General features: G+C 38.2%; 13 protein-coding genes. 3 read left to right on the top strand and 10 right to left on the bottom strand.

Features of this window, described 5'->3' with window-relative positions; genetic code table 11:
- Both D0T53_RS12055 and fucP read left to right on the top strand, forming a co-directional pair.
- Entirely contained in the window at nucleotides 1-924 is a 924-nt protein-coding gene (locus tag D0T53_RS12055) for an amidohydrolase (protein WP_163268244.1), read from the top strand.
- A 21-nt stretch (nucleotides 925-945) separates the two neighbouring features.
- The gene (gene fucP / locus D0T53_RS12050) at nucleotides 946-2,208 is read left to right on the top strand and encodes an L-fucose:H+ symporter permease (protein ID WP_163268242.1); all 1,263 of its coding nucleotides are present in this window, start codon (nucleotides 946-948) and stop codon (nucleotides 2,206-2,208) included.
- Nucleotides 2,209-2,257: 49 nt separating this feature from the next.
- On the opposite strand, the gene corA is transcribed toward fucP, so the two are convergent.
- From corA to D0T53_RS12010, 8 genes are all read right to left on the bottom strand, one after another.
- Nucleotides 2,258-3,337: a magnesium/cobalt transporter CorA gene (corA, locus tag D0T53_RS12045; RefSeq protein WP_163268240.1), complete on the bottom strand. Its 1,080-nt coding sequence runs from the start codon at nucleotides 3,335-3,337 to the stop codon at nucleotides 2,258-2,260.
- Between the two features lie 113 nt (nucleotides 3,338-3,450).
- Nucleotides 3,451-7,137, bottom strand: a complete 3,687-nt coding sequence (gene metH, locus D0T53_RS12040) for a methionine synthase (protein ID WP_163268238.1) — start codon at nucleotides 7,135-7,137, stop codon at nucleotides 3,451-3,453.
- A complete protein-coding gene (locus tag D0T53_RS12035; protein WP_163268236.1) occupies nucleotides 7,134-8,537 on the bottom strand; it encodes a DUF6056 family protein in 1,404 nt (467 codons plus the stop codon). Before D0T53_RS12035 ends, metH begins: the two co-directional genes overlap by 4 nt.
- A 2-nt stretch (nucleotides 8,538-8,539) precedes the next feature.
- Entirely contained in the window at nucleotides 8,540-8,992 is a 453-nt protein-coding gene (smpB, locus tag D0T53_RS12030; protein WP_163268234.1) for an SsrA-binding protein, read from the bottom strand.
- A gap of 31 nt (nucleotides 8,993-9,023) precedes the next feature.
- A complete protein-coding gene (locus D0T53_RS12025; protein WP_163268232.1) occupies nucleotides 9,024-9,572 on the bottom strand; it encodes a YIP1 family protein in 549 nt (182 codons plus the stop codon).
- A 65-nt stretch (nucleotides 9,573-9,637) separates the two neighbouring features.
- Nucleotides 9,638-11,968 carry an ATP-dependent helicase gene (locus D0T53_RS12020; protein ID WP_163268230.1) on the bottom strand — a complete coding sequence of 777 codons (2,331 nt, stop codon included), beginning with the start codon at nucleotides 11,966-11,968 and terminating at the stop codon, nucleotides 9,638-9,640.
- A 191-nt stretch (nucleotides 11,969-12,159) separates the two neighbouring features.
- On the bottom strand, nucleotides 12,160-13,794 hold the full coding sequence (gene groL / locus D0T53_RS12015) for a chaperonin GroEL (RefSeq protein WP_163268228.1): 1,635 nt from the start codon (nucleotides 13,792-13,794) through the stop codon (nucleotides 12,160-12,162).
- A gap of 46 nt (nucleotides 13,795-13,840) precedes the next feature.
- Nucleotides 13,841-14,110, bottom strand: a complete 270-nt coding sequence (locus D0T53_RS12010) for a co-chaperone GroES (protein ID WP_163268227.1) — start codon at nucleotides 14,108-14,110, stop codon at nucleotides 13,841-13,843.
- A 183-nt stretch (nucleotides 14,111-14,293) separates the two neighbouring features.
- Between D0T53_RS12010 and D0T53_RS12005 the strand changes: the two genes are divergently transcribed.
- A complete protein-coding gene (locus D0T53_RS12005; protein WP_163268225.1) occupies nucleotides 14,294-15,124 on the top strand; it encodes a hypothetical protein in 831 nt (276 codons plus the stop codon).
- Here D0T53_RS12005 and dnaB read toward each other — a convergent pair.
- Complete coding sequence (gene dnaB, locus D0T53_RS12000; RefSeq protein ID WP_163268223.1) at nucleotides 15,121-16,617, bottom strand: replicative DNA helicase; 1,497 nt, start codon at nucleotides 16,615-16,617, stop codon at nucleotides 15,121-15,123. The two genes, D0T53_RS12005 and dnaB, sit on opposite strands and share 4 nt — an antisense overlap.
- A gap of 93 nt (nucleotides 16,618-16,710) precedes the next feature.
- Nucleotides 16,711-17,712: a DUF2268 domain-containing putative Zn-dependent protease gene (locus tag D0T53_RS11995; RefSeq protein WP_163268221.1), complete on the bottom strand. Its 1,002-nt coding sequence runs from the start codon at nucleotides 17,710-17,712 to the stop codon at nucleotides 16,711-16,713.
- Nucleotides 17,713-18,302: the final 590 nt, after the last annotated feature.

The raw sequence follows: 18,302 nt of genomic DNA, 5'->3' as shown, positions 1-18,302 counted from the left end.
ATGATATACCCAATAATAGATACACATGCCCACCTCTGGCTTCGGCAGGATGCCGTAGTGGATGGGTTAAATATCAAAACATTGAATAACGGTAAATCTGAGTTTATGGGGGAAGTGCGCCAGATGCTTCCTCCTTATATACTGGATGGACAAAATACAGCGGAGATTTTCCTTTCTAATATGGATTATGCACAGGTGTCGGCTGCTGTTATAACGCAAGAATATATTGATGGCATCCAAAATAATTACCTGTGGGAAGTACAGCAAAAATATCCCGAACGTTTTCTGTGCTGTGCTATGGTAGATATGCGAAAATCTGGTTACTTGGAACATGCGGAGCAATTAATTGCTCAAGGTTTCAAGGCTATAAAAATTCCTGCTCAAAGGCTTATAACCCAAAATAACAGGGTTTACCTGACTGAAAAAGAAATGATGCAGCTATTCAAGTTGATGGAACAGCAGAATATTATTCTTTCTATTGATTTAGCAGATGGAGCAGAACAGGTTGCCGAGATGAATGAGATAATTCAGGAATATCCAAAATTGAAAATCGCTGTAGGGCATTTCGGGATGGTTACACGCCAAGGTTGGCAGGAACAGATAAAACTGGCACGAAATGAAAACGTAATGATAGAGTCGGGGGGGATTACATGGTTGTTCAACGACGAATTCTATCCGTTTACAGGGGCCGTGAAAGCAATAAAAGAAGCCGCTTCGTTGGTTGGTATGAATAAACTGATGTGGGGTTCTGATTATCCACGTACTATTGTGGCTATAACATACCGCATGTCGTATGACTTTGTAGCGAAGTCTAAATTAATAACAGAAGACGAAAAAGCTGCATTTCTAGGATTGAATGCCAAACAGTTTTATGGTTTTGAGAACCATATTGAATTACCTTATATAAAAAATATGTCGGAATAAACCGAGAGAAAATTTCATATCATGAATAATAACAAAAATAAATACACTGTTGCTTTAGCCCTTATATTTAGCTTATTTTTTATTTGGGCTATCAGTAGTAATCTATTGCCAACAATGATTAGGCAGTTGATGAAAACATTCGAATTATCGGCCTTTGAAGCTTCACTTACCGAAGCATCTTATTGGATGGCATACTTTATTTTCCCTATCCCGATAGCTATGTTTATGAAACGGTACAGTTACAAAGCCGGGATTATAGTCGGCTTGTTAATTGCAGCGGCAGGAGGACTATTGTTTTTTCCGGCAGCTATCATACAACAATATTGGGCATATCTGGGTATTTTCTTCATTATTGCTACCGGTATGTGTTTTCTCGAAACGGCTGCAAATCCGTATGTTACAGTATTAGGTGATCCGGAGACTGCACCTCGTCGCTTAAACCTTGCTCAATCTTTCAACGGATTAGGCGCGTTTATTGCAGCGATGTTTCTCAGCAAGTTGGTACTGAGTGGTAGCGATTATACTCGCGAAACAATTCCTGCCGATTATCCGGGCGGATGGGAAGGTTTTGTGCAATTTGAAACAGATGCAATGAAATTGCCTTATCTGATACTTGCTGCCATCTTGATTATTATAGCTTTGGTTTTTGTTTTCTCACATTTACCAAAAATAAAAGAGGGAGAGCATGAAGAAGGAAATGTAAAAGGGGAAAAACTTATCGACTTCGGCGTGTTAAAGCGTTCACACTTACGCTGGGGTGTTATTGCTCAATTTTTTTACAACGGGGGGCAGACGGCCATCAATGCCATGTTCCTTATTTATTGTTGTAAGTACGTAGGGCTATCTGAAAGCACAGCTACTACCTATTTCGGGTTCTATATGTTGGCTTTCTTATTGGGACGCTGGATAGGTACGATGTTGATGGTTAAATTCAGACCACAAAATATGTTAGTTGTTTATGCCATCGTTAATATTGCATTGTGCGGAGTGATTATGGCTTTCGGCGGAATGATTGGTTTGTATGCCATGTTAGGAGTATCGTTCTTTATGTCAATTATGTATCCAACACAGTTTTCGTTGGCACTCGAAGGTTTGGGTGGTAAAACTAAAAGCGGTTCGGCTTTTTTGGTTATGGCTATTGTCGGTAACGTTGTGTTGCCTCCGCTAACAGGGCATCTTATGGATTCATATCCTACTGTTTATTATGTAGCTTATATAATTCCGCTCATCTGTTTTATTTTCTGTGCCTACTATGGATGGAAAGGTTATAAGGTTGTAGACTGAAACCTGTCCTAGTAGAATTTCGGTTCGTTTACTCTTATTCTGGATATATTTAGAACCAGCCTTTTCGCTTTAGAAACAGAATTGCTATTAATGCTATTATAACCAAAGTTATCCACGAAACATAATAACCATATTCCCAGTCGAGTTCGGGCATATATTTGAAATTCATACCCCAAACACCAACCATAAATGTTAGAGGGATGAATATAGTAGAAACAATGGTTAAGCGTTTTATTATTTCGTTCATCCGTTGGTTGTTATTATTGAAGTATAGGTCCATAAGGGATGCTAATGTTTCGTGTATAATTTCAAGCTCTTCGAGTGTGGTTCGCAGGCGGTCGTCAAAATCGTCGAAATAGATAATATTTTCATCCAGAATAAGGTTATTCGAATTGTGAAGTAAATTTTTATATTCTTCTCTGAGAGGCATAACTGAGCGACGGATGATTGAGTAATCGGAACGTCGCTTACGTAAAAAACGCATAACATAGTTGTTGTCTTCTTTGTCGTCCTGATTTATAAGCTTATCTTCCATATAATCTAACTTTTCTGATGTTTTTCCGATAATGTCGTTATATCCCGAATGAACACAGTTAAGGAGGAAATAGAGTAGGTGATCGGCTCCTTTATTTCTTATTTGTAAAGTTGGATTATTGAGTGCAGTAATAATTCCGTCGAATATAGGCGAGCTGGTTTCTTGAAAGCTTATAACATAGTTCTTTCCTAAAATGAAGGCTATTTGTTCAACAACAACACAATCGTTCTCGTCGATGAAACACCCCGACATCATAATAAATGTAACAGTTTTGTAAGTTACAATTTTAGTTACCTGTAAGTTCGAAAATAGATCTTTGATGTCGAATCGCTGTATTCCAAATTTATTGCAAATACGATTTATTCTGTCAACATCAGAAAATCCTGTAATTTTAAACCAATAAACATATCCGTCTTTTATTTGATCTATAAGGCGTTCTTCTTCGGATATAGCTTTTTTTAAAATTTCTTTTTCATTAAATTTTATCATTTCTACTTCGGTTGCTACATTGTAACTGCCTTGGTATGATAGGTTTTGAAGTAAATGTGTATTCCCTTGCCGAACGTATGATTTGTGTGTGGTTTTCTTTTGCATGACCATATGTTTATAGTAAAGAAACGAGGTGCTTGTTTATAAAACACAAAGCAGAATCTTAAAGTTCATTCAGGTAGCTAAAGATTCTGCTTTATCCGAAGGATTATAATATATTATATCAAGTTTGCAGCAAGAAATTTTCTTACATCAATCTCTTTTTCTCCTCTTTTCTTAATATAATCGTTGGCTTGTTCTTCCGATATTTGCCCAATGGCGAAATATTTCGATTGAGGATTTGCCATAATGAAACCACTAACCGATGCGTTAGGGAGCATTACTCCGTTTTCGGTAAGATTAACACCTATTTCTTCCGATTGAAGTAAGTCTTTATTCAACAAGAAGTTTATAGATTGATCGGGAATAGAGGGATAACCCACTGCGGGACGTATTCCCCGATATTTTAGGGAAAACATTTCTTGAATGTCGAGATTCTCGTCAGAAGAAAATCCCCAGTATTCTTTACGGATTTTTTCGTGCAGATATTCTGTTGCAGCTTCAGCCAAACGATCTAAAACCGATTTCAACAGTAGTGCCTGATATTCGTCGCCTGCATCTTCATATTTCTTCATCAAAAAATCAGCTCCTGCTCCTGCTGTGACGGTAAATCCTGCAACGAAATCTTTAACATCTTTTTCTTTTGGAGCAACAAAGTCGCACAACGAGAGATATTCGTCTTTTTCGTTTTTCTTTTGTTGGCGGAGCATCGGGAATTTTATTCCGTTGAGGTATATGTTCTCATCTTCGGAATAAGCTTCGTAAATACCAAAAACAGCTTTTATATATTCGGCCTTAATATGTGCCAGATGCCCAAGTAATGCCTGCGCATCTTTGTACAATTTCATTGCTTCCGATGCTTTTTCCCTTTCGCCTTCAGGAAAAGAACTGAGCCACGATGCACGACAATTTGTACAACTGTCAACAAAATGTATGCTGGCATAACGCGCTGACAGATTCCACGAGTGGAAGAAGAATTTCCAATCGATATAAGGGATAATATCTTCTACGGGAATATAAGGTAAAACTGTACGCCCTAAAACATTTGGTACAGGTGTTTGAAATTCATTCCAGTCTATTTTTAGGGCTTTGGATTTGGCCTCATCTAAAGATAATAACTCTATTTTTTTATTCTTCTGAGATTTACGGAGTCCAGCATACTCGCTTTTTATTTCCTCAATATATTCTGCGCGGGTAAGTTTATTAATGAGTTTCGATACGGTAGACGGAGCTTGTGATGCATCTTTTACATAAACTACTGCACCACTGTTATAGTTCGGGTCGATTTTTATTGCAGTATGAAGTTTTGACGTGGTGGCACCTCCAATCATTATAGGAATAACAAATCCGGCTTTCTCCATTTCGCGGGCAACAATAGACATTTCTTCTAACGAAGGGGTTATAAGTCCGCTCAAACAAAGTATATCGGGTTGATGTTTTTTTACACTTTCAATGATTGTTTCGGGCGGAACCATTACGCCAAGGTCAATAACCTCGTAATTGTTACAAGCCAGAATTATAGCTACAATATTTTTACCTATATCATGTACATCGCCTTTAACGGTAGCAATAACAAGCTTTCCTGCTTTATTGCTCCCCGATACTTTTTCGGCTTCTATTGTTGGTTGTAATATGGCAACGGCGCGTTTCATTGTTCGGGCTGTTTTTACAACTTGAGGTAAAAACATTTTGCCGGCGCCAAATAGTTCTCCTACTTTATTCATCCCCGCCATCAACGGCTTATCTATTATATCAACAGCTTTTGGATATATCTTTAGAGCTTCCGCAAGGTCTTCTTCAAGATAATCGGTAATTCCTTTAACTAAAGAATGTTCGAGTCGTTCGGTTAGCGAGAGGCTTCGCCATTCTTCAATTTTTTGTTCGCTTTGGTTGGTTTGCGAATCCTTTAGTTTTTCGGCATATTCAATAAGTTCATCTGTAGCTTCTTCCCTGCGATTGAATATTACATCTTCAACCAAATTCCTTAAGTCGAGTGGGATATCTTCATAAAGAACAGATTCGCCCGGATTTACGATTCCCATATCCATGCCTTTTTGAACAGCATAATAAAGGAATACCGAATGCATAGCTTCGCGCACATAGTTATTCCCCCTGAAGGAGAATGATAAGTTGCTGATACCTCCGCTTATTTTTGCATGCGGCAGATTTTTCTTAATCCATTCTATGGTGTTAATAAAGTCTACAGCGTAGTTTCTGTGTTCTTCTATACCTGTTGCTATAGCCAAAACGTTGGGATCGAATATTATATCCTGAGGATTGAACCCATCGTTGATAAGAAGTTTATAAGCCCGTTCGCATATCTCGATCCTGCGTTCAAATGTATCTGCTTGTCCGGTTTCATCAAAAGCCATAACTATAACAGCAGCTCCGTAACGATGGATTAAGCGAGCTTGGCGTATAAATTCTTCTTCTCCACCTTTTAGCGAAATAGAGTTAACTACAGGTTTACCTTGTACACATTTAAGCCCGGCTTCTAAAACCTCCCACTTCGAAGAATCGATCATTACAGGCACACGTGATACATCGGGGTCGGAGGCCATCAGGTTCAGAAACGTAGTCATTTCTTTTACACCATCAAGTAAACCATCGTCCATATTCACGTCTATAATTTGTGCGCCATCTTCTACTTGCTGGTGAGCGATGGATAGGGCTTCTTCATATTTTTCTTCTTTTATCAGACGTAGAAACTTACGTGAGCCTGCGACGTTACAACGCTCGCCTATGTTTATAAAATTGATTTCGGGTTTAGCTTCTAGCAATTCGAGCCCCGACAGCCACATATATTGAGGTTTACTAGCTGGTATGTGGGGTTTTGCACCTTTTATCAGATTGAAGTATGTTCCTATATGAGCAGGAGTTGTTCCGCAACATCCTCCTAAAATATTAACTAAACCTTCGTCGATATATTCTTGTATTTGCGATGCCATTTTTTCAGGCGTTTCGTCGTATTCCCCAAACTGATTAGGCAATCCTGCATTTGGATATGCCGAAACAAACGAAGGAGCCAAACGTCCGAGTTCTTTTAAAAACTGTTTCATATCGGATGCCCCGAAAGAACAGTTCAGGCCTACTGACAGGTAATCTATATGGCTTATAGATGCTAAAAATGCCCCGATAGTTTGCCCCGATAATGTGCGTCCACCTTTATCGGCTAAGGTAACGGATATCATAATCGGAATATCCTTGTTTCGTTCTTTACGAACTTCATCGGCTGCAAATAATGCCGCTTTGGCGTTTAGAGTGTCAAATATGGTCTCGATAAGCAGCAAATCAACCCCTCCGTCTATTAAGGCTTCTGTTTGTTCCTTATAGGCAATATATAAATCGTTGAATGTTACAGCCCTGAATATGGGATTTTCAACCTCTGGGCTCATGGATGCAGTTTTGTTTGTAGGACCGATTGATCCTGCTACAAATCGGGGCTTTTCGGGGTTTTGAGTTGTGAAATCGTCTGCGGCTTTACGTGCCAATTTTGCCGATTCGATATTCATTTCTTTAACAAAAGCACTCATGCCATAATCTTCCATTGATATAGTGTTGGCATTAAATGTGTTTGTTTCTATTATATCGGCTCCGACCGATAGATATTCGCGATGTATCGCTTCTATAACATCGGGACGGGTAAGCGATAATAAGTCGTTATTGCCCTTTAGCAATATATTCCAATCTTTAAAACGGTCGCTTCTGAAGTCTTCTTCTTTCAGTTTATAACGCTGAATCATAGTACCCATAGCCCCGTCGAGGATAAGTATCCTTTCCTTTAGTATATCTTTTATTTTACTCATTCTTCACTTCCTTTATATATTACTGCCGAGTCTTTTATTATTGTTATAGATTTTACACCTTTATATTTTCTGTAGCATTCGCAACGCCAGTCATCTATTTCACTGGGGAAATCTCTCATTTTGGGAACAATTATCAACGGATTTTTTTTTCGTTCATATTTCCCGTATAAAATAACATCCTCAATCCCTTTGTTTTTCTGTTCGTTAATACAAGTTTCCCATGTTTGAAACAGTTCATGTGTTTTTTTGAGTTCATTTACGCTCATAACATAAGTTATTCCAAAGAATAACAGCCCAAGTATAAGTGCGACCCTTTTTGTGTTTTTCAGGTAAATATTCGAAAAATTAATTTTAGAATATAGCATTGCCGAGGCTAATATTATAAAAGTAATAATACCGAACCATGCACGTGGAGGAAACTTGGGAGAACCAATCATTACGATAACGGCTATTTGCGCCGATGCGAAAAATAACAGGGCTAGCTTTATTTGCAGGCTTTTAGCCTCTTTTTTGTTGGTTTTATAAACAAAGGAGAGCAGAATGCAAAAAATAACTGATGGGAGTAAACCATAGCGCAAGTATTTTTTCAGAACTTGGGCGGATGTTGATAAGAAATATAAAAAACCACCTTTACCATAATCTCCTATCTCTTCTAACCTTACATAATTTCCGGGAGCAGCAAACAAAAACACCATGCCTATTATAAAACCTGTACAGCCCAATATAGCCCATAACGGTATTTTTCTTTTATCGGCTTTTATCAAAAAAAATAACACGAAGAGAAAAAAAAGTGTAGCTAAGGACATGTTTTCGTTAGTCCATCCGGCAATTAGTCCAGCAAAAGGTAATAACGCATTCAAATATTTATTATTAAGCTTGCATCCTTTCCTGTAATAATTGCAATAAGGTACTAAAAAGAGAAGGATGATAAAGCAACTCCACATATAGTTGCCACTGCCTGTTACCCATAGGGTTGTTTCTCCATACTCTGACTGAAAAAACCACATGAATAAGAATATAAAAAGAAGCAACGTTATATTGTGTTCATTCTTTTCTTTGGCCGATAGTTTATAAATAACAATAATCAGCGAGGTATAGATAATTGTATTCAGGATATTTGACCATCCTTTTCCAAACCAAAGCAGGCTTTGCACTATTGTATGAGCCACAGAACGGCCTCCCCATTCGAAATAGTGATGGTATTGACTCGCAATAATATCGGCGAAACTGTTTATTGAGCCTCCTGACCAAGTGAATGCGTAGACCCAATCGTCAGCTATTAATGGATATAAAAGATTGAGCGCATAAGACAAACAAAAAAGTAATAACAATACCAACACAAAGGATATTTTACTTTGTATACTGCTTTTTGTTTCGGGTAAATTTGTGTTTTTATTCATTACTAAAACTTCATAACCCTATCCATCATGCGTTTGTCGTCTTTTTCTTTCAGGGATTGGCGTTTATCGTATTGTTTTTTGCCTCGGGCTATAGCTATTACTAATTTGGCTAAACCTCTTTCGTTAAGAAAAAGCCTTACGGGAACTATAGTGTTTCCTGTTTCTTTAACCATACGTTCAATTTTTCTGAGCTCTTTCTTTGATAGAAGAAGTTTTCGTTCGCGACGAGCGGCATGGTTATTATACGAACCGTAAAAATATTCGGCGATGTGCATGTTACGCACCCATAGTTCTCCCTTCTCAAGATAACAAAATGTATCTACCAAACTGGCTTTTCCCAAACGGATCGACTTAATTTCGGTTCCGGTTAGTACAATGCCGGCTGTATATGTGTCGAGCAATTCGTAATCGAAGGTTGCTCTTTTATTTTTTATGTTTATTGCGCTTTGTTTCATTTCGTTTGTTATGTCTAAAATGGCTAACCCATTAAATGTTCATAATAATGGATAAGCCCGATTTAAGTATGAGTGGCATTCCTAATATGAATGCCGAAGCTAATAGCATAAAGTTTGTTCTTCGTTCGGGTATTATACCATAATATATTCCGGCGCCTATGTAGACAATATAGGGGGTATAAAATGCGAATAACCAAAGAAAAAAAAGATCGTCGAATAAAGCTACTGCTATTTCTATAAGGTATATGACCGACGACGAATAGGCCACAAAAACCTGAGTTTTTTTTAGGTTTTTTCCTACATCAGTGAGTTTTCCTGCATATTCATTCATAAAGAATGAAGATATATGGAAGCTGGCGAAAAGAATGAGCCCCTCGGCAAGTAGGTTTTTAACTCCTAATTCAAAGCTGGCGTTATAGGTAAAAAAGCATCCTCCGATGAACGATAAAACCAATATGACACCCCATATTGGGAATAAAAATTCCCGATATATATTATGTTTGTTCTCTAAAATATTTTCCCATGCTTCGGTGGGAGAGAACATCACTTGAATAGCCGACTTAAAAGCGCCTTGTATCATACTCTGTAAACACAATCTACAAATATAAGCATTTTAGCGGATAACATGTTTATGTATGCTTTAAACTATTCTATAACTTCGAAACGGGCAAATTTTAGCAACAATTGCTTTATTCCCGAATTTTCGAATTCGACGGTTGCCTTTCTGTTGTTTTCATCTCCTTCTATCGCCTTTATTGTACCTATACCAAAACGTTCGTGCTTTATTATTGTTCCTGCTGATAATCCCGATGTGTTATTGTTTACAGCTTTAGGGGTGGCATTTTTTACATTAACGAAACGAGGCTGAGGGTATGTAGGTTGAGGAGTAGATGCCTGAACAGGCTCTTTTTTGCATTGTTCTTCTCTTTGCTCTCTATTTTGCCTCACAGTATCCCAAAATCCTCCTTGTTGGTTTGGTTGGAATCCTCCAAAACCATTCTCAAATACAATGTTGTTTGCTTTTAAATAGTTTTTATCAATCTCGCGTAAAAACCGACTGGGATTGCAGGATATTGTTTGTCCGTTTTTAAACCGACTTTTAGCAAATGTAATCATACAGAATTCTTCGGCACGAGTCATAGCCACATAGAATAAGCGGCGCTCCTCTTCCAGTCCACGCATTTCGGCTTTAGCCATTGCCGAGGGAAATAAATCTTCTTCCAGTCCGACAATGAATACATTCTTAAATTCCAGCCCTTTTGATGCGTGTATTGTCATCATTGTAACTTTATCGTTTTCGGCTTCTTTATCCGTGTCCTGATCGCTGAGAAGTGATACTTCGGATAAGAAGTCCATCATTCCTATATTTTCAATTCCTTCTTCCTGACGCATTTCACAAAATTCGTGAATACCTCCGAGTAACTCTTGCAGATTTTCCTGACGACTCATGCCTTCAGGTGTCTGGTCCTGATATGCGTCGTGTGCTATGCCTGTTTGTTTTACTACTAAACTAGCAAGTTCGTAAGCATTGAGTACTGATAGCTGTTCTATAAAACTGTCTATCATTTCCCTGAATCCGCTCAGTTTTTTTGCTGTTCCCGAATTTACTTCCAAATTGTATTCGAGAGGTTTGTTTATTATCTCCCAAAGACTAACATTATGCAATCGGGCAACAGATACTATTTTGTTTAAAGTAGTTTGTCCAATCCCTCTTGTGGGGTAATTAATAATTCTTTTAAAGGCCTCTTCGTCAAAAGGGTTTACTATAAGGCGGAAATAGGCTATAACATCTTTGATCTCTTTGCGCTGATAGAACGAAAGCCCGCCGTATATGCGGTAGGGTATGTTTTTTTTACGTAACGATTCCTCAAACACACGCGATTGTGCATTAGTGCGGTAAAGTATCACAAAATCTTTATAAGGTTCGCTTTTAGCATGCCTTAGTTCCAGTATCCTGTTTGTAACAATAATTCCTTCTTCAAAATCGGAGAATGCACTGGCTAGCTCAATTTTTTCACCCTCTTCTTTCTCCGAATATATATTCTTCTTTATTTGTTCTTTATTCTGGCTGATGAGGCTGTTTGCCGCATTTACTATGTTCTGTGTAGAACGATAATTTTGCTCCAGTTTAAAAATACGGGCTTCGGGATAGTTACTCTGAAAATTCAGTATGTTATCAATGTTTGCGCCACGGAACGAATAAATACTTTGTGCATCGTCGCCAACAACACTAACCCTGTGATGCGCTTCCGCCAATTGTTTAACTATCAGGTACTGAGCAAAGTTTGTATCCTGATATTCATCTACCAATATAAACTGAAAGCGATTTTGATAATCGGATAACACTTCGGGATAATCGCGGAATAATCGGCTTGTATAAAATAAGAGATCGTCGAAATCCATCGTGTTTGCAGCTCTCAAACGGTTACGGTATTCCTTGTATATATCCTTAACCATCGGAACTTTAGCTTTACGGTCATATTCCAGAATTTCGCGGTTTTGTGCGTACATTTCGGGCGAAAGTAAAGCATTTTTCGAATTCGAAATAAGTGATTGGATTTTAGCCGGTTTATATATTTTATCATCAAGTTGGAATTCTTTGATGATAGTTTTTATCAGGTTTCGGGAATCGGCAGAATCGGCAATTGTGAAATTCGAATTGAAACCTATTTTTTCTGCTTCGGTTCGTAATATTCGGGAAAATATGGAGTGAAAGGTTCCCATCCATAAGCGACGGGCTATCTTTTCGCCCATAAGCTCGGCTATACGCGATTTCATTTCGCGTGCAGCTTTGTTTGTGAAAGTCAGTGCCAAGATATTTTGTGGAGGCAGTCCCATTTTTAACAGGTATGCAATTTTATATGTAAGCACGCGGGTTTTACCCGATCCTGCTCCTGCTATAACAAGCGAAGGTCCGTTGTTATATTCTACAGCCTCTTGTTGCGACTTGTTTAGTTGTTTCAATAATTCGTCCATGTCCCGATTTTATATAGCCTACAAAGATATAAAAAGCAGTTGTATAAATTATTGTTTGTTGATAAGTGGTTTTACTAAATAAATTTGGTTTAGTCGTATACTGAAATAAACAGTCCCGCAATCAGTTAAGATACGGGACTGTTTTTATTTAGAAAGCGCTAATTAATAGCCTTTATTTGAGTTTGGCTTTATTACATCATGCCGCCCATTCCTCCGCCCATTGGAGGCATTGCAGGAACTGGGTTATCTTCTTTCTTATCTGCAATAATGCATTCTGTAGTCAAGAACATACCAGCGATAGAAGCTGCATTTTCCAAAGCAACACGGGTTACTTTAGCAGGGTCGATAACACCCGCAGCGGCTAGGTCTTCGTATACATCCATACGTGCATTGTAACCAAAGCTTCCTTTTCCTTCGCTCACTTTTTGTACAACTACTGCGCCTTCTTTTCCACAGTTGTTTACAATAGTACGAAGAGGTTCTTCGATTGCACGTTTTACAATCTCGATACCTGTTGTCTCATCGTCGTTTTCGCCTTTAAGGTTTTGGATAGCCTCAATAGCACGGATATAGGCTGTACCTCCTCCCGGAACCGTACCTTCTTCGATAGCAGCACGAGTAGCAGAAAGAGCATCGTCAACACGGTCTTTCTTCTCTTTCATTTCTACTTCCGATGGAGCACCTACATAAAGAACTGCCACACCACCAGCTAATTTAGCAAGACGCTCTTGCAATTTTTCGCGGTCGTAGTCTGAAGTAGTTTTTTCGATCTGAGTTTTGATTTGTCCTACACGTGCAGCAATGGCAGCTTTGTCGCCAGCACCATTTACGATAGTAGTATTGTCTTTGTTGATTGTAATTTTATCAGCTGTACCTAACATGTCTAATGTTGCAGCTTCCAGTTGAAGCCCTTTTTCTTCCGAAATTACTGTTCCACCTGTAAGAACTGCTATATCTTCAAGCATTTCTTTACGACGGTCTCCGAATCCGGGAGCTTTAACAGCTGCAATTTTCAATCCTGCACGAAGGCGGTTTACAACAAGTGTAGTTAACGCTTCTGAATCAATGTCTTCGGCAATGATTAATAATGCACGACCCGATTTAAGAGCAGATTCAAGTATTGGAAGAATATCTTTCAATACAGAAATCTTTTTGTCATAAATCAAGATATATGGATTTTCAAGGTCTGCTTCCATTTTTTCTGTATCGGTAACAAAGTATGGAGAAATGTAACCTCTGTCAAATTGCATACCTTCTACAATATCAACGTATGTATCGGTTCCTTTAGCTTCTTCTACAGTGATTACTCCTTCTTTTTTAACCTTATCCATTGCTTCTGCAATCAGTTTTCCGATAGTCTCATCGCCATTTGCTGAAATCTTAGCAATATTTTCGATTTTCTTCAAATCGTCACCGATTTCAACCGATTGAGATTTGATACTTTCTACAACTTTAGCAACAGCTTTGTCGATACCGCGTTTCAAATCCATAGGATTAGCTCCGGCTGTAACGTTTTTCAAACCTACACTGATGATTGATTGAGCCAATACAGTTGCAGTAGTAGTGCCGTCGCCGGCGTCATCGTTTGTTTTAGAAGCTACTTCTTTTACCAGTTGAGCTCCCATGTTTTCGAATGGGCAATCCAATTCTATTTCTTTTGCTACAGTTACACCATCTTTTGTGATATGAGGGGCACCGAATTTTTTCTCGATGATAACATTACGACCTTTAGGTCCAAGAGTTACTTTTACTGCATTTGCCAACTCGTCAACACCTTTTTTCAGTTGGTCGCGAGCATCGATATTAAACTTAATTTCTTTTGCCATGATTTAATATTTTTATTTTTTGCTTTTTAATGAATAAAGATTCTTATTAGATAATTGCCAAAAGGTCGGATTGACGCATAATAAGGTATTTTTTGCCATCCAATTCAAGCTCGGTTCCGGCATATTTGCCATATAAAACATTATCTCCGGCTTTAACAACCATTTCTTCATCTTTAGTTCCGTTACCAACTGCAATAACTTCGCCTTTCAATGGCTTTTCTTTAGCTGTATCGGGAATTATAATTCCACCTACTGTTTTTTCTTCAGCCTCAGCTGGCTTAATAAGCACTCTGTCTGCTAATGGTTTAATGTTCATAATCTTAATCTTTATATCGTTATACTTAATAAATAAATTAATGTTCTGCTAACATTACATGCTAAATCCGTGCCAAAAATGAGAACTGACAAAAAAACAGTCTGAAAAAAAGTAGGGGCAATAGATTGCGACAACTTGGCATCTTTTCTATTACATTTGTATGTATTAGAAAATGAAGAGAGAATGAAACTTATTATAGAAAGCGGATCTACTAAAACAGAATGGGTGATTATTCAGGATGGAGAGATTAAAACCCGGAGTATGACCGATGGAATAAACCCACTTATGCAATCGGCGGAGTCGATATCCGATACAATAAAAAAGCAGTTGGCTGATTCGTTCTTTGTTAATGAATATGCTTCGGTTCACTATTATGGGGCGGGTTGCGTGTCGGACGAAGTAAAGCGAACGATTAATGACATTCTATCCGAGACCTTTTTTGTTACGGCAAGTGTCGATACCGATTTGCTTGCGGCTGCCAGATCCTTATTACAACATGAAAAAGGAATAGCTTGTATTTTAGGTACAGGGTCGAACTCTTGTTTTTACGATGGGCACGAGATAATAAAGAATGTGCGTTCGCTTGGATATATATTAGGTGACGAGGGTAGTGGTTCGGTGTTAGGCAAGATGTTTTTAGGCGATTGCCTGAAAGGTTTGGCTCCGGACGACATAACACAATCTTTTTTTAGTACATATAGTTTAACTTACGAACAGCTTATAACACGTATTTATAAGGAGCCTTATCCCAATCGTTTTCTGGCAAGTTTGTCTGAGTTTTTGAATACACATATCGGACATGAGTATGTACATGGACTGGTTTATGCAAACTTCGAATTGTTTTTTAAACGTTGTATTTCGCAATACAACCATGAACAATATCCATTGGCTTTTACAGGCTCTATCGCTTATTATTATAAAGATATACTTACAGAGGTTGCTGAACAATACGGGGCGCAGATCAGCAAAATACTGAAATCGCCCCTTATAGGATTGGTTGAATATCACTCTTAAAACGGCATCGGGTCATTACCTCCTCCCGGTGTTAACGATGGGGGTGCAGTACTTATTTTAGACCGGAACTCGTTTACACTGTTATATTCGTCGTCAACGTTCTGAAAACGGGCAAATTCGCTTTTGAAACGCAAAAGAACGTCGGCTGTGGCACCGTTACGGTGTTTTGCTATAATAATTTCGGCAAGCCCGATCAGTGAATTTCCTTTTTCGTCTTCAAATATTTTGTAATATTCGGGGCGGTGTATAAAGCAAACCATATCGGCATCTTGCTCAATTGCTCCCGACTCACGAAGGTCGGACAACTGAGGTCGCTTTCCTTCTGCTCCTGTACGTCCTTCAACACCACGATTCAGCTGCGACAGGGCAATGATAGGGATGTTAAGTTCCTTAGCTAAACCTTTCAACGATCGCGATATCATACTTACCTCCTGTTCGCGGCTACCATAATTCATCCCGCTGGCATTCATTAACTGAAGGTAGTCGATTATTATAATTCTCACACCATGTTCGCGAACAAGTCGGCGTGCCTTTGTCCTAAGTTCGAATACCGACAGACTGGGGGTGTCGTCGATAAATAAAGGAGCGTCATAAAGTTCCTTTATCTTAAAGTCAAGTTGTTCCCACTCGTAAGGTTCGAGCCGTCCGTTTTTTATTTTTTCGCCCGGAATTTCGCAAGTGTTCACAATCAGACGATTAACCAGCTGAACGTTCGACATCTCAAGCGAGAATAATGCAACAGGAGTATTGTAACTCACAGCCATGTTTTTGGCCATAGATAGTACAAACGCAGTTTTACCCATTGCAGGACGGGCAGCAATAATAATAAGATCGGAATTTTGCCAACCTGATGTTATCTTATCCAGACTTTTGAAGCCTGTTTCCAAGCCGCTCATACCTTCGGGTTTACTGGCCGCAATACTTAATAAGTCGAGAGCTTCTTTAATTACAGGGTTTATTTGGGTAACGTCTTTCTTTACATTTCTTTGCGATATTTCAAATAACTTTCCTTCGGCTTCCTGCATCAGGTCGTCTACGTCCGAAGTTTCGTCGAATGCTTTATTTGTTACTTGCGAAGAAAAAGAGATAAGCTCCCTTGCCAGATATTTTTGGGCTATGATGCGGGCATGAAATTCGATATGTGCAGCCGAAGCAACTTTTTCGGTAAGCTGGGCTACATACACAGGACCACCAACCGATTCGAGTTCTCCTTCTTTTTTAAGTTCTTCTACAACGGTAAGCATATCTACCGGTGCCTGCCTTATAGCCAGGCTTACAATGGCACGGTATATGATTTGGTGTACATTGTCGTAAAAACTATCGGGTTTCAATATATCACTAACCAGCGAATATGCATCTTTCTCAAGCATCAAAGCTCCAAGAACAGCTTCTTCTAATTCTCGGGCTTGTGGTTGTATCCGCCCTATATCGGGAATAGTTATATCTGAATCTTTCTTTGTTCTGCGCTGACCTTTTTTATTATTGCTTTCCATTCTTTTTTGTAGTGATTTTCCAGATTCAAAGATACTGGACTTTTATCTTCCGTATGCTCTTTTTTCTTTAAAAGTATGAACAGGTTTTTAACATCAAGGATTGTACCCCGAATCTTTTAATAGTTGTTGCGAAGCTGTGTTAACCAACTGTGATAACGATGCTTTATTTTTTGTCATATATGCTTTAACTATTTGCCATCCAACCCATATTCCGGCTCTTCCGGGCGAATCGGTTGTTAATGTTGCTGTGTAAGGTGCATCGTTAATATATTTATTAATAATTTGATAGTCTTGTTCGTAAAGATGATTCTTCTTTATGATAATTTTCCATATATCTTTTTCATTATCTGTACACCATTTCATCTGATCGGAAGTGTAACTAATCAGATTCGTTTCTTCCCAATCGGGCAATAATTGCGAAAGGATGTAAAGTGTTTTGCCTTCCTTTATCATTTCGTCGAGTAACGAAGGGGTTTCTACAGCTTTCACTTGTTCCGATAATATCCAAGCCCTTAAAAAATCGCGTGTTATAAGGTTAGGCTGCATTTGTATACGTTGGTAATCTTCGAAGAATTGCTTGTATGCCTGATAATTTTGCCCAAGATATTTATCGACCGAAAGCGATATTACACCCGGCAGAACCATGACGTTTTCTTTAAACCCCGATACATGAACAAAAAGAAACGGTAATTGCTGATCCTGAAAGTTTTCTATAATCAGTTGGTTTGCTTTGGTTAGTTCCTTTTCGTATGAGCTGAAATCGGAAAAAGTGGTTAAAGCATCGTCATATATCTTCGATAACATTTGATTCGAAAAATACTGACGTAGACGGGTATAAAATTCCGAACGGTACGAGTCGGAATTATTTATTGTGACACGTCCGAATGCCGGCAGAAAATTTTTGTATTTGTTTTTTAATCCTGTCAAATTACTCTCACTCGGATCTTTAATATACGAATGTAAGTCTTTATCGAAACGGATTATAGATATTTGATCTGTATTGTGTGCTTTGTTGTTTGCTGCACGACTATCAGATTGTCCTGTGCAACTAATAAGCGAAAGCGAAAGCGCTATATAGCATATGAGATATTTCATAATTCTTCCTGATTCAAATTCGACCTGTAAATATAGCATAAAACTACGTCATCTATAACAAGAGTAGAGCTCTGTTCTGTTTTTTTAATATCTCAATTTGTATGAGTTATATTTCGATTGTATTCTATTCTGGTAGAATTGTGTCGTTGTTATAGTGTGTTGTAGCTAGTGTATTTTATAAAACCTGACGGTTCTGACAGATTTTCGTTCTTTAAAATTATACTTATTGCGTGTGATCGAAAACCACTTGCAGTAACAGTAAATGAGTATAATAAAAAAACACACTTATTCTACTTGTGTAGAGTTATATCTTGCCGAAAACACTCTAAAAGAACTAAAATTTCAAAACCTGACACACCTGACAGTTTTTAGCATATTTCATAACTGTTTAATTGTTGTTGTAAATAAAATATAACCAACAGTCAATATATAGATAAATTTCACGGCCGATTTTTTGTTAAGAAACTCGTATATATTTGCTTCTGCTTTATTTTTAGATTGAATGAATAACTTCGGTTAGTTATCTAAACATAGTTAATCATCACATTATTGCAATAACATAAAGTTTATTCTTTAATTTTGTAGCCTTG

The sequence above is a fragment of the Dysgonomonas sp. 216 genome (genome assembly GCF_010501065.1).
Lineage (GTDB): Bacteria > Bacteroidota > Bacteroidia > Bacteroidales > Dysgonomonadaceae > QVMM01.
The sequence above is the reverse complement of the archived record's forward strand: the minus strand, read 5'-3'. Positions and strand labels throughout refer to the sequence as shown.